This window comes from Ktedonobacter racemifer DSM 44963, assembly GCF_000178855.1.
GTDB lineage: Bacteria > Chloroflexota > Ktedonobacteria > Ktedonobacterales > Ktedonobacteraceae > Ktedonobacter > Ktedonobacter racemifer.
This window is the reverse complement of sequence record NZ_ADVG01000002.1, coordinates 2,902,363-2,916,502: the sequence shown is the minus strand read 5'-3', so window position 1 is coordinate 2,916,502 and position 14,140 is coordinate 2,902,363. Positions and strand designations below refer to the sequence as shown.

Here is a 14,140-nt window from a genome sequence, read left to right as displayed (position 1 = left end):
CTTTTGCTTTTCTCTTATTTCTTTTTTACCAGCGGAAGACGTAGCCGACGCCGCGCACCGTCTGGATGAGCTTGGGATTGGCGGGATCCTCTTCGAGTTTCTCGCGTAGCCAGCGGACATGCACATCTACGGTACGTGTGTCACCGACATAGTCGTAGCCCCAGACATTATGAAGCAACTGGTCGCGTGTCAGGACCGTGCCACGATTGCGCACCAGGTAGGCCAGCAACTCAAACTGCTTGGGTTGAAGCTCGATATCCTGCCCCCGGCAATTGACGCGCCGACCAGCCAGGTCGATGCGTAAGGGACCAGCGACCAGCTCGCGATTGGCAGAGCGCCGTTCCTGCTCAGGCTCTTCCCCGTTCTCACCCTCACCCCCTGGTACATAATCGGAGCGCCTGATCAAGGCCCGCACCCGAGCCAGTAACTCCCGCCGCCCAAAGGGTTTGGTTACGTAGTCGTCGGCGCCAACCTCCAGGCCCACGACCTTGTCGATCTCGTCGCCCCTGGCGGTAAGCATGAGGATAGGAGTCGTCGCGGTCTTATTTTCGCGTCGCAACTGGCGGCACACTTCCAGACCATCCATGCCAGGCAACATAATATCCAGCACAATCAGGTCTGGGCGTTCACTGCGCGCCGCGTCCAACGCGCTGTTACCATCAGCGGCGGTGATGACGTGGTAGCCGGCCTGCTCCAGATTATACGCGATAGTCTCGGCCAGGACCGCTTCGTCATCCACCACCAGGATTTTGCGTGCCACGCAGTACCTCCAACGGCTTTTTATGCGTAAGCGCTCACGCGCTCAAGTTTCCTAAATCACCTATTTTTATGCTACAGATACATCGTACGCGGAAAACGTCCAGGTATCAACCAAAGCGACCGCTAATGTAATCTTCAGTCTCTTTCTGGGTTGGTCGCTCAAAAATGTCTTTTGTCGGCCCTTGCTCTATCAGCTTACCACTCAGGAAGAAGCCCGTAAAGTGAGAGACACGCGCTGCCTGCTGCATATTATGGGTGACGATCACGATAGTGTAATCCTTCACCAATTCGGTGATAAGCTCCTCAATTTTGAGGGTCGCGATGGGGTCCAGCGCTGAACAGGGTTCGTCCATCAAGAGCACCTCTGGCTGGACGGCGAGGGCGCGCGCGATACAGAGGCGCTGCTGCTGTCCACCAGAGAGTCCCAGGGCCGAAGCGTTCAGACGGTCCTTCACTTCATCCCACAGGGCCGCGCCGCGCAGGCTCTTCTCTACCATCTCTTTGATATGGCGGTTGGATTGACCCTGAATGCGCAGGCCGTAGGCCACGTTTTCAAAGATGGATTTTGGGAAAGGATTGGCCTTCTGGAAAACCATGCCGATGCGCTGACGCAGCAGCACCACATCTGTTTTTGCGTTGTAGATGTTGTTGCTATCGAAGAGGGCCTGCCCCTCAGTCCGTGTGCCGGGAATCAGGTCATTCATACGGTTGAGGGTGCGCAGGAAGGTCGACTTACCACAACCGGAGGGGCCAATCAAGGCCGTCACCTGGCGGTTACGCAGTGGTAGCGAGACATCAAAGAGGGCCTGCTTCTTGCCATAGTAAAAATTGAGGTGCTCTACATTGATGGCAAAGTCCGCGTTTGGATTTAGAGTACGCTCGCGGCGGATCTCCGTGACTTTGCCAGGATCTTGCTGGTCCTCTGGTATACTTTCAATCGTCATATTATTCTCATTCCAGGCAGGATCATATATTTGCTGTCTCGTCCTTGTGCCTCCCTGCCGCCCCTGATCATAGTTTACCTGCTGCTCCTCTGGTGTCATAACGTTCACATCTCTCCTTCTCGATGCTTCAGCTCTTCTATATGTACGACTATGCTTAAGGGATACGTTCCTCAATCGCGTCGATCTTCTAATTCTAGCTCATGGCTCCTGAAAAAAGAAACAGTTTTTGGGCACGCATCGCGTGCCCAAACTGGAAGCCTTGCTCAGGATAATTCATATTCCTTGTGCAGAGGAATAGACTCATCGACAATCAGGCGATCCTCAATAACGACCAGTCGAATGTAGCGGCCAGCCAGGGCTTTGCTGATAAAGTATGGACGCCCCTCATATGAGATATGGCCACTGCGCGCTACTTTGCGTGAGAAGATGCTCGCCCCCTTGGGCAGAGTCACATTCTCTGTGATGAGAGAAGAGTTTGCTGCTATCGAGTTCATAGATCGCTTCACCCTTGTTCTTCAAGAGGCGCTCCATAGTGGATCGCCATACTTGTTACTGTAATCGCTCTACATGCATCAAACTGCCATGACCCGGCGCTGGATCAGACGCCCGATCCCTCGGGCAAGCAGGTTGATCACCAACAGGACGATAATCAGGAGCGCCGCCGATCCCGCCGAGAGAGCCGAGGCACCAGCCGCCGACAAGCCGGGAATCGAGCCAGCACCCTGGGTCTTGATGTACCACAGGTGAATGGTTAATGTGTCGCTAGGAATAAAGGGATCAACCGAGAAGGTACTCGCCGGGGTAACACCCATGGTAAAGACCAGGGCCGCGGTCTCGCCGATAATTTTGCCCGCGCTCAAGATCAAGCCTGTGATCAGACCAGGCATCGCGGACGGCAGGACCACCTTGCGAATCGTCGTCCATTTCGTCGTACCCAGGGCCAGGCTTCCCTCGCGCAACTCGCGTGGCACCGAAATCAGTGCATCCTCAAAGAGGCGCAAGGCCAGGGGGAAGTTTAAGCACAGCAGCGTCAGAGCGCCACTTATACGGCTGATATGGAATCCCAGAAACGCGCTAAAGAAGACAAAGCCGAACAGACCCAGCACAATCGATGGCACACCCGCCAGCGTTTCAGCCGCAAAACGGATCGTCGCCACCAGTTTTCCCTGCGGGGCATACTCGACCGTGTAGATCGCGGCGCCCAGCGCAATGGGAAAGAGTAGTATCTCGGTAAGGATAAGGATATAGAAGGTACTGAAGAGCTGCATTCCCACCCCGGTCACCGAGGTCGAATAGAAAGCAGGATCAATCAGGTAGTTAAAGCCTTGAACAAACAGCAGGACGATAATGGCGATAAACAGGAGCGCGATCAAGGCGGCGACAACCCAGAGTATGCTCAGAGCAACCCGGTTGCCTGCATGTAGCCTGCGCGCAATTCGCGTCAGTTCCGCGACTCGTCCAGATGCTTGCTTTTCTTGCTCGCCCGCCATTGCTTGCATACTCATTTGTAGACACTCCTACTCGCCAGGTAACGGCTCACACAGATGAAGGCCAGAGAAATGACCAGGAGCAGGAAGGCCAGAGTCCAGTAAGCATCCTGAGCGATACCAGAGGTTTCACCAAAGTCACTAAGAATGGCCTGCGTGATGTTGGTGGTTGGCGTAAAGAAAAGTGCCTTCAGGTTGTACAATTTGTCAGGCAGCGATTGGCCACCCAGGACCATTGCCACCGCCAGTGTCTCACCAATCGCACGCGCCATGCCCAGCACAACCGCTGTCGCCAGGCCTGTGGAGGCCGCTGGAATAATCGCCTTCGACATAGTCTGCCACTTAGATGACCCCAGAGCCAGACTCGCCTCGCGTACGCTACCTGGAACAGCCCGAATAGCATCTATCGACACGCTGACGATGGTCGGAATGATCATCACAACCAGGACGATGATCGCCGCGCCGTAGCCATAGCCCAGCGTCTGCGAGATGGTTCCAAGCCAGGGTACCAGAACCGTCAGGCCCAGAAAGCCAATGACCACCGAGGGCATACCAGTAAAAACCTCCAGCAAAGGCTGGAGTATGCGTGAAAGCCAGCGGGGAGTTACTTCCGCCATGAAGAGTGCCATCCCAAATGAGAGGGGGGTCGCGATCAGTACGGAGGCCAGGGTAATAATAATCGAACCGAGAATCAATCCCCAGGCACCGTATGCCGGATTATCGCTATTACCCGCTGTCGGATCCCAGTGCGTGCTCGTGAAAAACTCTTGAATACTTGACCCACCAGGCAGATAGAAAACCTTGAAGGCCTTGGACCCAATAAAGTAGAACACGCTAATGATGATAGCGACAACTAAAATGGCACAGATGAGGAAGACAATCCGCGCGACCTGGTCTGATATACGCATCATTCGCGCTCTCTGCACACCTATCCTCCTTACTGAAACAGTAGCGAACAAACCAGATCGTCCTCGCCCAACTCGGGGAGAGGACGACCATCAGGCTAAAGCTTATTTATTGTGAGTATCGCGGATGTCCTGGGGGACATCTTTGATCTTCACGAAGGCCAGGCCTTCAGCAATCGTGTCGGCATCGGAGCTGAACATGTAGTCCAGGAAGGCTTTGCTCAGGCCAGTGGCCGCGCCCTTGGTGTACATGTGCTCGATGTTCCAGAACTTGTAGGCGTTAGTCGTCACATTGGCGGCGTTCGCCTCTTTACCGTCGATGGTCAGGATATTGACCTGGCCACTCTTCTGAGCGGTCTGCGCGGCACCAAGGGCGGCATAACCAATCGCACCTTTGTTCTGCTGAATGGTCTGGACAACGGTGCCAGTGCTATCGGAGGTCAGGGCCTTCGCCTGAGCAGGGCTCTCGTTCTGACCATTGAGGACGAACTTCTTGAAGGTCGCGCGGGTACCAGAAGAGGTGGGGCGGCTCACAACGATGATGGGCTCGTCGGCGCCACCAACTTGTTTCCAGTTGGTCACTTTACCGGTGTAGATGTTGGTCAGCTGCTGAGTGGTGAGGTCTTTCGCGGTGACGTCAGGGCTGACGATCACCGTAAAGATGACGATCGCAACCTGGTGGTCGACGAGATCGCTCTGGGTGCTATCAGCGAAAACATCCGAGTTACCGATCTGCGAGGTTCCGGCCTCGGCGTCCGAGAGACCCTTCTTACTGCCACCAGGCTGAACAGCGATCTGAGCGCCGGAGCATTTCGCCGTATACTTCTTCGAAACCGCATCGACATAAGGCTGCAGAGCCGTCGAACCACTGGCAATGATGGAGCCAGAAACGCAGGTGAAAGCACCGCCGCTGGTCTGGGGGGTCGAAGCAGTCGTGGTAGGGCTGCCGGTCGCATCGCCGGTGCTACCACCACAAGCCGCGATAATCATTGAGAGAGCCACGATGGCCAGAAGCACGAGGGCTACGCGCCATTTCTTCAACATAGTATCTCCTACAAATAAAGTAGATATAACTTAACCTATTTTTTGGAAAAAGATGAAGAACTTCAATCTATTCTCTTCACCCATTCCTAAAAATCCTATTTTCTGTCGCACACATAAGTTATCATTGCAGAATTAACTATGCTTTATGGAATAGTTAAATGAGTGTTAAACTTTCCCCAGGGATAGGTTAACACCCCCTTAACACAAGCAGGAAAACTGTCAATATTTCCTCAATACAGGCCATTTTAAGCAAGTGAGCAATAAAAACAACCCTGTCTCTCTCATTGAGAAAAGCAGAGCTAAAAAGCCCAAAAATCAGCATTGTCTTACTTTAAGTCGCGAAAGGTTATCAAAAATTTCCGCCGTTTTCCAGGTTTCACTTCGCCTTTACAGCTTGAAACACGCTCAGCCGCACATTTCTCAGTCGAGACTAAATAGTCTCGACTTGTCGTAAGAAAATAATAACATGTTAAATCTCGTTTTGTTAAGTCTATCTGGTCTAGACTAGAAAGGTACAAAAAAGAAGGAGGCCCAGGATACGTGTAAAAATCTATCATAGTGATAGATTTTTACACGTATCCTGGGCCTCCTTCTATGTAGACGCGTGTTTTAGCAGTGTCGGTCAGCTCTTCATGTTAACACTATGAGAATTGACAAACTTAAGCCTCATCTATATAGTACAGTAGGACGTTTATATCAATGAAATGTTGTATGTAATTGCAGAAGCACGAATCTCTTCATCTGCATACCATTATCAATGTCAGGAATTATAATTATATGAGTATTGGCACAGAGGCTCTCAAGCCAACTTCCCTCCCTCCTGCGAGAAGCTCTTACCAGCATAAAGCGCTTTCTCTCTTACCTATTCTCTCTTTGTGGATTTGCTTAGTTCTCGCACTCGCGGTTCGTGTTTGGTTTGTTATACGCACACATGGTGTAATTGAGGGTGATGAGTCGATGGTCGCAATCCAGGCTCAACATATATTATATGGCGAACGCCCAGTATATTTCTTTGGTCAACAGTATATGGGAAGCTTCGAAGCCTATTTGATGGCGATCTTCTTCTCTATTATGGGGCAAACGGTCTGGGCTGTGCGCGCTGAAACAACCTGTTTATCGCTAATCTTAGTCTGGCTAACATGGAAACTGGCTGCAGCTTTGACGAACGGCTTACGCCTCCCTGAATATGCCAGAGCGGCGTTTATTTTTATCGCGACGTTCTGCGCGGCTATCCCTCCAACCTATGACCTGGTTATACAACTACGTACCCTTGGAGGGTCTGGATTAACCCCCTTATGGCTGTTGCAATTGTCACAACCATCATCTGGATAGCTGGCTATTGTACCTGGACTATATAGCAGAGAAGGCAACCTCTATCAGCAACCGTGAAGAAGCTCTTGTTGGCTCTAACAAGCCTTCCTCCTGCCCTTGTAGGAGCCGCGCCTGCGATCTATTGGGGCTACTATAATCAATGAGCGAATGTTAAATATATCTTTAGCAGTGGTAGCGTTCCCTATGCTGGGGAGAGTCGTACCAGGACCCTTCTCCAGGTAACTAAACTCTATGTCACTTGTAGCGTTCCACGCGTCATTGGTGGAGCGTTACCAACAGAAACCGATGTGAGCGCGATACATCCCCATTTGCGTACTCCTGCATTGATCTTTGGTTTCGTCTGCATCATTGTAACCATTGCTGCTGTCGTATTTTCTTGCTTCAAGCCCTCGCTTTTGCTCCAGCAAGCACGCTCATTGGTTACCCTTCCGCTACTATTCTGTATCTGTAGCGCGAGCGTGTTTTGCTTCTCAAGTAGATCAGTAGCTGGCCTTGTCATGCATTGTGGATCAACAGACCTGGTTGGTCGTTATACCACTCCAATCATGCTAGCCCTTCCCTTTTTCATCGCGACAGCATTTGTCGTCGTGCTTATGGCAGTGCTTGGACTTAAGCACAAATCAGAAGGGAGTGAGACAGAGAAGAACGTTGCTCACCCTTTGAATGTATCGCGCCAGCTTCCTAATTCTCGCGTTGCCACGTTGCTGTTAAGCGCTCTCTTGATTATCTTCCTCTTCAATACAGGAGCACAACTCTATAAGTATCACAAGGCAGACGCTTATTATACATTTCAAACATCTGGTTGCACTATCGCCCCCAGAGAATATGAGCCACTGATTACCTACCTACAACAAGAAAACATTCACTTTGTCTGGGCTAGTATGTGGATCGCGAACCCTTTGCTTTTTAGAACGCAAAGCCACATCATTGCCATTGATCCACGCCTTGCTGATGCTAACAATTCACGCATCCCTGAATATACTCATGCGATCCTAAAGGCCAATAATCCCAGTATTATTGAATTGGTAGGCCAGGGGACGAGCACGACCCATTTGCTCAAAAAACTAGATCAGCAGGGTATTACGTACCATACGAAGCGTTTGTTTGCTTCTCCTGGTGTAGATATGCTAGTTATCACACCCAGCACCTTTGTTTCTCCAAACATATCTAATAATTTAGATGCTTGGTTTCGTGGGTGCTAGAGTTTTATCTGGGTGTTCGCTAAGAGAGGCGCTGGAGGAATGTCCTCCAGCGCCTCTCTTAGCGAACATCTTGGCCCAGGATAGGACTGCTTTATATCTTGTCTATCTCATCACATAGGGCATGGTTAAAAGGGTGTTAAACTTTCTCCAGGGATAGGTTAACATCCCCTAAACACAAGCAGGCAAATATCGAACCCATCCGCCCAACGGCCTATTTTAAGCAAGAGAACAATAAAAATAGTTTATTCAGCGGGGGTCTCCAAGCTCGGCTCCTGGATCGCCTTCCATTCCTCATAGTCTTGAAACATGCCCTTGTCGATGATATAGATACCCGGTAGCGTCATAGTTGACAAGCCAACAGGCTTAATCTTTAAGCGATATAGTGCCAGGTCGTGTTCCTCGCGACCAGTATAGCCAATGCGTCGCGCCTCACCACACGCTTGATCAGGTTTAGATGCCACAGCTACCGGTAGACGGCTCCAGGAATGCTTCTGGGTCGCTCTCTCTATCGCAACCAGGGGGATATAGATACGTTGTTCGGGTGACAATACATGCCTCTTTACCATACCTTCTATGTTTCCTTCATCACTCGCTACTAATGATTGACCAGTGCCATAATTTGCCCCTCACACTCACCCTATTTCTCGCCCCACTTTGCCCTCCACACCACCGTTAGTAACTATACGTGCCATATGAAAAAATAGAGTCAAAGCCCAAACATCCAAAACCAGAAGGGGGTGCGCATCCTCGCAGGGACGCGCACCCCCTTCTCTCTATACTGCTGTTGAAAAACGCCTGGCTTAGCGCTCTCCCTCGTTTTTCATGGGAGGCTCTTCTCCCATTTTTTTCTCGCCCTGATCATACCCACCGCTATCGCGGAGAATATGCTCGGCCTCGCCCTCGCGCCCATCTGGCCGCACTGAGACTACGATATGACCAGAATTGAACTCGCTCTCGTAGTACGAAGCCTGCTGCTGAGGCACGCCCAATTTCATGAAATCCTGTGACAGGCTATCTACCTGGCTCTTCTCAGGAATGGCCACCCCAATTTGATCATGGGCGAAATTGTGCTTGCGCAATTCATCCACGGCCACCTTGGCCTGGTTCTCACTCTGGAAGACACCAGCCACAATCGGCGTCTGCTGCGGATTAGGATTTTGATAGGTACTCACGTTATATCCTCCTGTCCGTATCACTCGCGCCATGCTATAAGCGCTCGCAAGGCTATATATCAGTTTAGCAACGTATGCTTTTCTTTACTTGTACACGGATGAGCAACAAAAATGGAGACACATAAACTCTGCATTTTGTGAATAACTCTGCTGCAAAATCTCTCTCTCACCAATGCCATAGGTCACCACAGTTGGGTCTCCCCTCCTCAGCACTTACTGTTATACATGCTGGCCGCTATACATGACGGTTGTTATATATGCTGATTGTCATATATGCTGGTTGTTATATATGCTGGGCCAGGGCTGGCTCCGCCAGCCCTGGCCCAGCATATATAACAACCAGCGAGCCACGCAGTGGCGAGAAGTCGCTTTACGAGGCAATTTTTGCGCAATAAAAAAATTGCCTCGCAAAACTGTTGACAATATTTAGAGACCATGATATTATGCACCATGTCAATCGGAACCGCTTGTATGCGCAGGCGAACCGGTGGTTATTGCGAAGAGGGTACACCCGTTCCCATCCCGAACACGGTAGTTAAGCTCTTCAGCTCCGACGATACTTTGGGGGCAGCCCCACGGGAAAATAGGACACCGCCGTTTCGCCCGCTCAACACAAGCGGTCTTTTTATTTTCGTAAAAATGGTAGGTTCAGCAACGGTGGATGGGCCAGGCATGCCTGGCCCATCCACCGTTGCTGAACCTACCATTTAGTTATCCACAAGTTATCCACAAGTTATCCACCATACTATGCTGCGGCACGCAAAAAGGCCTTGATTAAGGGGTGCATCTCGTTGCGAACTTCATGGAGTTCTGGCTGATACTGGGTGGCAAAGAAGAAGGGATGCCCATGAAGCTCTACAGCCTGCGCCGCACCACTTCTATCCAGCCCACAGATGGCTAAATCATCATAGGTAAGTAGGTCGCGACAACGAGGGTCCAGGCCAAAATCATAATTCCCATACTGCTCAATGGTTTCGTATGCCCCATATATCCGACTGATAGATGAACCAGGCTGAAATAGAATACGCTCATCCGTATGCGAGCGCACGAGCGGAGCGATCAGGGGCAAGCCCGCATCAGGCTTGATAGCGGCGTGATCTGCTTCGGGAAGGCTCAGGACATGACGGGCATACTCGATGAGTGTGTAGTGGAAACCCAGGCAGGTGCCTAGAAAGGGGAGCCAGCGCTCTCGCGCCAGGCGAATCGCGCGCAACACTCCCTCAGGCTGCGCATAGGCTGTGCCAGGAACACACCAGAGTCCATCGAATTTAGCCAGGTCCTCCCAACGCATATGCTGTACCTGCGAGGTCGCCAGCCAGCGTATTTCAAGGCATAGTGACAACGGGCGCGCCGCCCGCTCCAGGGCCTGGGGAATCACCTGGTGCGCAATCATGTCGTCCCGGTAATCACCTATCAGCGCGATACGCACAATATCTTCCATGCTCTCTGCCTCTCCTACGCTCACCTATCAATCCGATATATTCATGGCATCTTTCCCACGATTCTTATTGTATGCTAAATTTTCTATTTTGTGCAGCTTTTACATATATATTTGTGGAGCTTAAAGCTGGGTATGCCTGACCATCACGACGTGTAGACCAATGGGAGGAACGTCGAAGATATCGCCATAGCGCTGGAAGCCATAGCGCTGGTAGAAGCCTTCTACATTCACGCGGCCATTACACCAGACCTCGAATGTTTCTTCCTGAGGGCTATGCTTCTCAGCGTGCGCGAGCAGTACCTCTAGAACGGAGCCGCCACAGCCGGACCCCCGCGCTTCTGGACTTACCGCCATTCCGCGCACACGCCAGCCGCTCGGAGCCTCACTGCCCTCCCGCTTCTCGCGGAAAATCGTTCCCACGCCTACTAGCTGACCATCGAGATAACAGCCTGCATGCAGCGTCTCCGGCTCGTGATCTTCGGGATAGGCGCACTCGGCCAGGGATTGCATGGGACGCAGGACACTCTGACGCAACACATATGTGTCTTCCACGGCAACGGTATGCACTTCAAATACGGTCTGGTTCTGTGTCATGATAATGTACTTCCTTGAAAATAAATTAAAATCGCTGGGAGAGTATGGACCCTGGCAACCAGAGGCTGACAGGGTCCATACTCTCCCAGCGATAGTTTATAGGCTATGCGAGGGCTGGGGCAAGGTAGTGACAAAATTTGCGATGATGGCCTGCACCTCGTCTAACCTGCCCTGGAAGAAGTGGTCGGCGTCCTGCACAGTGACGATGCGTTTGGGGGCTGGCACCTGCTCAAACCACTGCATCGCGGCCTCATAAGGCGCCTGATCATCCCTGGTCCCATGGATAAACAGCTTGGGTTTGTGACAACCGGCCAGGGGATTGGTAGCGCCGAACCAGCGCACGGGCACGCCCAGGCCCATCATGGCCTGGACGCGGTCGTCAATGGCCGCGACCTTGAGTCCAACAAATGCACCAAACGAGAAACCGGCCAGGATCACTGGCACGCCAGGATACTTGCGGCTCATAAAATCGAGAGCATAGCGCACATCATCCATCTCGCCGCGCCCCTCGTCATATGTCCCACTGCTATGGCCAACGCCACGGAAATTGAAACGGAGCGAAGGGATGTCGTTGGCCTGCATGACTTGCGCTACTTTGAAAACGACTTTATTATGCATCGTGCCGCCAAATAGAGGATGAGGATGGCAGACAATACCGACATAAGCTGGCTTCTGGCCATCATCTACGGGCTTGAGTATGCTTTCAAGATGCCCACCGGGCGTCTGTATATTGATATGCAAAATCTGGTTTACCATAGACATTATCCTTTTAGGGCTACGTATATCGCTTCATCTTTTCTGGCTTATCAGCTGCATAGACACTGTCTATTATGTAGGAATACGTTTCGTCACAGGGCAATGCGTTACTCTATTGCTCTTCAACATGTTTTACTGCACTGCATCGTACCACAAAAGTTTTCTCCTCACCAGAGCTTCGACTTTTCGCGCCCGCGCCATACACCCATACCTCCTGCTATACATGGTATACTATTTCTACCGCACTCCTGGCTTAGACGTTTCTTATCATGCATCGATGTTGACAGATATATCTTTCTCATTTTGTGTCTATAATGCCTTTGTATACGTGCTTATACATACACAACAAACCAACATACAGGCGTGTATAAAAGGTCGGCTTCTCTGTTCGCGGCACTAATCTCAAGGGATACGTCATCGCATATGATCGATATCTATGTCTTGTTAAGCAAAAAGGATTTTATATGGAAACCTATGGGTCACACCAGTTTCCTGGTAAGCTCTTCATTGTTGAGGGAATCGATGGCTCCGGTAAGAGCACCCAGATCGCGCTACTCCGCCAGTGGCTGATCAGCCAGGGGTATAGCGTCTTCTTTAGCGAGTGGAACTCCTCGCCGCTCGTTAAACAAACGACCTCGCGCGGTAAGAAGAAGCAGATTCTCACGCCAACCACGTTTAGCTTGATTCATGCCACGGATTTTGCGGATCGCACCGAACATGACATTATCCCGCCACTGAAGGCTGGCGCGATTGTGCTTGCGGACCGCTATATTTACACGGCCTTTGCGCGCGACGCGGCTCGTGGAGTAAACCGCACCTGGGTACGGGAACTCTATCGCTTCGCGGTACAACCTACTCTGGCATTTTACTACCGCGTACCCCTCTCGCTCTCATTACGCCGGATTATGAATGGGAGACCACAACTGAAGTACTATGAGGCGGGTATGGATCTTGGACTCAGCACCGATCCCTATGAGAGCTTCAAGCTCTTTCAGCATCGCGTGGTCCAGGAATATGAGGCAATAGTCGAGGAGTTCGAACTCACTGTGATGGATGCCACGCTCTCCATTCAAGAACAGCAGCGACATATGCGCGAGCTCGTCCTTCCACATCTGGAGGGCGTGCGACGTATCAGTATGCCTCTACCTCCTTTAGAGTCAGCCGCGTTAGAGTCAGCGATGCCTAACCAGCCATCCTGGAAGGAGCCTTTATATTCTGCTGAACGTTCCGAGGTTATTGTCAAGTAAGGAGTCATTTCTATCCATGAGTGTCGTCACTGAGCCACTTAGCCACGACACGAAAGGGATTTCGGCTTCAACCACGCTGGTGGATCTGTTTAAGGAGGAACGCATACTTATGACCCGCCCTGATTGTTATGGTATTGATACCCTGGGCATCCAGGTTGGTGAAGAAATTTTGCCAGGACGCTTGATCGTTATTGAAGGTACCGATGGTGTAGGTCGCACAACACAGCTTCGGCTCTTACGCCCCTGGCTGGAGAGTCTGGGCTATGCAGTAGCAGACACCGAGTTCACGCGCTCGGTGCTCGCAGGTGATGGCATTAAGCAGGCCAAGGCCGGGCATACTCTTGGGCCGATCACCATGCATCTCTTCTACGCCACCGATTTCGTGGATCGCCTGGAGAGCCTGGTTCTCCCCGCGCTACGAGCCGGCTTTATCGTTCTGATTGACCGGTATATCTATACTCTGATGGCTCGGGCTATGGTACGTGGTGCCAATCCCCATTGGCTGCGCTCTATTTACAGCCTGGCCCTCAAGCCCAATGCCATTTTCTATCTTAATATTGGTATTGATGATCTGATTCCACGCGTGCTCCAGCGTGGCGGTTTCAATTACTGGGAATCGGGGATGGATATGCGCCTGGGTCCTGATCTCTATGAGAGCTTTATAACCTACCAGGCCCGGCTCCTTACCCAGTTCGAGCACATGGTCAAGCCCTATGAGTTCCAGGTCATCGACGCCAAACAACCAGTAGAAGCTATTTGCGCCCAACTCAAAAGCGCGATCTATCCTCTCCTGCCACAGGGATAAAATCAGGCGCTCAACCAGAGGCTACGCGCAATGGCGCGCCAGAAGATCTTATTAACCTGCTTATTACAACCAGACAGTGAAACCCTGTGCACCCTTCTCCCGTGTGCAAGAAGATGTATAACACATTCTAAGTCATATCGAATCAACATGATGCTTCTTGTTATGTGCATATTGTGCAACATGCACATATGTACTATGTACACTAAGTAACTTGTCACCTCTTTGAGGACATGTTATACTCAGTGAAGAGAGAAAAATCTCACAATTTCCAAAAATTTTTTCGTACACCCACAATCAACGCGATTGCTCCGCTTCGTTACCGATTTCGCGCCACTGCTGGTGCCCCGGAGTAGATACGCCTGATTGCCTGGGCAAAGGAGGTGAGGGATATGGACGCTGGCCCTAGTTCTAGTCACAGTACTAGTGGCAGGCCTGTTTGTGCCTGCCAATGG

General features: G+C 51.3%; 15 protein-coding genes and 1 rRNA gene. 5 read left to right on the top strand and 11 right to left on the bottom strand.

Annotated features, from left to right (window positions below; genetic code table 11):
* Positions 1 to 25 precede the first annotated feature (25 nt).
* The 6 genes from KRAC_RS28940 to KRAC_RS28915 all read right to left on the bottom strand — a co-directional run bounded on the left by KRAC_RS28940 (position 26) and on the right by KRAC_RS28915 (position 5,139).
* Positions 26 to 760 carry a response regulator transcription factor gene (locus KRAC_RS28940; protein WP_007913457.1) on the bottom strand — a complete coding sequence of 245 codons (735 nt, stop codon included), beginning with the start codon at positions 758 to 760 and terminating at the stop codon, positions 26 to 28.
* 106 nt (positions 761 to 866) lie between these two features.
* Positions 867 to 1,802, bottom strand: coding sequence for a phosphate ABC transporter ATP-binding protein PstB (gene pstB, locus KRAC_RS28935; RefSeq protein WP_007913456.1), 936 nt, complete (start codon positions 1,800 to 1,802; stop codon positions 867 to 869).
* Positions 1,803 to 1,966: 164 nt separating this feature from the next.
* Entirely contained in the window at positions 1,967 to 2,197 is a 231-nt protein-coding gene (locus tag KRAC_RS28930; protein WP_007913455.1) for a hypothetical protein, read from the bottom strand.
* 78 nt (positions 2,198 to 2,275) lie between these two features.
* Positions 2,276 to 3,208 carry a phosphate ABC transporter permease PstA gene (gene pstA, locus KRAC_RS28925; protein ID WP_007913454.1) on the bottom strand — a complete coding sequence of 311 codons (933 nt, stop codon included), beginning with the start codon at positions 3,206 to 3,208 and terminating at the stop codon, positions 2,276 to 2,278.
* Positions 3,205 to 4,116 carry a phosphate ABC transporter permease subunit PstC gene (gene pstC, locus KRAC_RS28920; protein WP_007913452.1) on the bottom strand — a complete coding sequence of 304 codons (912 nt, stop codon included), beginning with the start codon at positions 4,114 to 4,116 and terminating at the stop codon, positions 3,205 to 3,207. The genes pstA and pstC overlap by 4 nt, the downstream gene beginning before the upstream one ends.
* A gap of 84 nt (positions 4,117 to 4,200) precedes the next feature.
* Positions 4,201 to 5,139 (bottom strand): phosphate ABC transporter substrate-binding protein, encoded by a 939-nt coding sequence (locus KRAC_RS28915; protein ID WP_007913444.1) that lies wholly within the window; start codon positions 5,137 to 5,139, stop codon positions 4,201 to 4,203.
* Between the two features lie 957 nt (positions 5,140 to 6,096).
* Here KRAC_RS28915 and KRAC_RS28910 point away from each other — a divergent pair.
* Both KRAC_RS28910 and KRAC_RS28905 read left to right on the top strand, forming a co-directional pair.
* Complete coding sequence (locus KRAC_RS28910) at positions 6,097 to 6,471, top strand: hypothetical protein (protein ID WP_157507135.1); 375 nt, start codon at positions 6,097 to 6,099, stop codon at positions 6,469 to 6,471.
* A 497-nt stretch (positions 6,472 to 6,968) separates the two neighbouring features.
* Positions 6,969 to 7,673, top strand: a complete 705-nt coding sequence (locus KRAC_RS28905; RefSeq protein WP_007913438.1) for a hypothetical protein — start codon at positions 6,969 to 6,971, stop codon at positions 7,671 to 7,673.
* Between the two features lie 242 nt (positions 7,674 to 7,915).
* Here KRAC_RS28905 and KRAC_RS28900 read toward each other — a convergent pair whose 3' ends face one another.
* Positions 7,916 to 8,221, bottom strand: a complete 306-nt coding sequence (locus KRAC_RS28900; RefSeq protein WP_211221328.1) for a hypothetical protein — start codon at positions 8,219 to 8,221, stop codon at positions 7,916 to 7,918.
* Between the two features lie 252 nt (positions 8,222 to 8,473).
* Positions 8,474 to 8,845, bottom strand: coding sequence for a hypothetical protein (locus KRAC_RS28895; RefSeq protein WP_007913434.1), 372 nt, complete (start codon positions 8,843 to 8,845; stop codon positions 8,474 to 8,476).
* 483 nt (positions 8,846 to 9,328) lie between these two features.
* Between KRAC_RS28895 and rrf the strand changes: the two genes are divergently transcribed.
* Positions 9,329 to 9,445 (top strand): 5S ribosomal RNA (gene rrf / locus KRAC_RS28890).
* A gap of 145 nt (positions 9,446 to 9,590) precedes the next feature.
* On the opposite strand, the gene KRAC_RS28885 is transcribed toward rrf, so the two are convergent.
* The 3 genes from KRAC_RS28885 to KRAC_RS28875 form a co-directional block, all read right to left on the bottom strand.
* Entirely contained in the window at positions 9,591 to 10,286 is a 696-nt protein-coding gene (locus tag KRAC_RS28885; protein ID WP_007913432.1) for a glutamine amidotransferase-related protein, read from the bottom strand.
* 120 nt (positions 10,287 to 10,406) lie between these two features.
* Positions 10,407 to 10,880, bottom strand: coding sequence for a GNAT family N-acetyltransferase (locus KRAC_RS28880; protein ID WP_007913431.1), 474 nt, complete (start codon positions 10,878 to 10,880; stop codon positions 10,407 to 10,409).
* A gap of 96 nt (positions 10,881 to 10,976) precedes the next feature.
* Positions 10,977 to 11,636 carry an alpha/beta hydrolase gene (locus KRAC_RS28875; RefSeq protein ID WP_007913430.1) on the bottom strand — a complete coding sequence of 220 codons (660 nt, stop codon included), beginning with the start codon at positions 11,634 to 11,636 and terminating at the stop codon, positions 10,977 to 10,979.
* Positions 11,637 to 12,100: 464 nt separating this feature from the next.
* Between KRAC_RS28875 and KRAC_RS28870 the strand changes: the two genes are divergently transcribed.
* Positions 12,101 to 12,883, top strand: a complete 783-nt coding sequence (locus KRAC_RS28870; protein ID WP_007913429.1) for a dTMP kinase — start codon at positions 12,101 to 12,103, stop codon at positions 12,881 to 12,883.
* A gap of 16 nt (positions 12,884 to 12,899) precedes the next feature.
* Complete coding sequence (locus KRAC_RS28865) at positions 12,900 to 13,688, top strand: dTMP kinase (RefSeq protein ID WP_007913428.1); 789 nt, start codon at positions 12,900 to 12,902, stop codon at positions 13,686 to 13,688.
* The last annotated feature ends 452 nt before the right edge of the window (positions 13,689 to 14,140 follow it).

Bases quoted from the DNA above. Each gene is read 5' to 3' on its own strand.
- pstB (WP_007913456.1), bottom strand. From the start codon at position 1,802: ATGACACCAGAGGAGCAGCAGGTAAACTATGATCAGGGGCGGCAGGGA.
- KRAC_RS28930 (WP_007913455.1), bottom strand. From the start codon at position 2,197: ATGAACTCGATAGCAGCAAACTCTTCTCTCATCACAGAGAATGTGACT.
- pstA (WP_007913454.1), bottom strand. From the start codon at position 3,208: ATGAGTATGCAAGCAATGGCGGGCGAGCAAGAAAAGCAAGCATCTGGA.
- KRAC_RS28915 (WP_007913444.1), bottom strand. From the start codon at position 5,139: ATGTTGAAGAAATGGCGCGTAGCCCTCGTGCTTCTGGCCATCGTGGCT.
- KRAC_RS28910 (WP_157507135.1), top strand. From the start codon at position 6,097: ATGGTCGCAATCCAGGCTCAACATATATTATATGGCGAACGCCCAGTA.
- KRAC_RS28905 (WP_007913438.1), top strand. From the start codon at position 6,969: ATGCATTGTGGATCAACAGACCTGGTTGGTCGTTATACCACTCCAATC.
- KRAC_RS28885 (WP_007913432.1), bottom strand. From the start codon at position 10,286: ATGGAAGATATTGTGCGTATCGCGCTGATAGGTGATTACCGGGACGAC.
- KRAC_RS28880 (WP_007913431.1), bottom strand. From the start codon at position 10,880: ATGACACAGAACCAGACCGTATTTGAAGTGCATACCGTTGCCGTGGAA.
- KRAC_RS28875 (WP_007913430.1), bottom strand. From the start codon at position 11,636: ATGGTAAACCAGATTTTGCATATCAATATACAGACGCCCGGTGGGCAT.
- KRAC_RS28870 (WP_007913429.1), top strand. From the start codon at position 12,101: ATGGAAACCTATGGGTCACACCAGTTTCCTGGTAAGCTCTTCATTGTT.
- KRAC_RS28865 (WP_007913428.1), top strand. From the start codon at position 12,900: ATGAGTGTCGTCACTGAGCCACTTAGCCACGACACGAAAGGGATTTCG.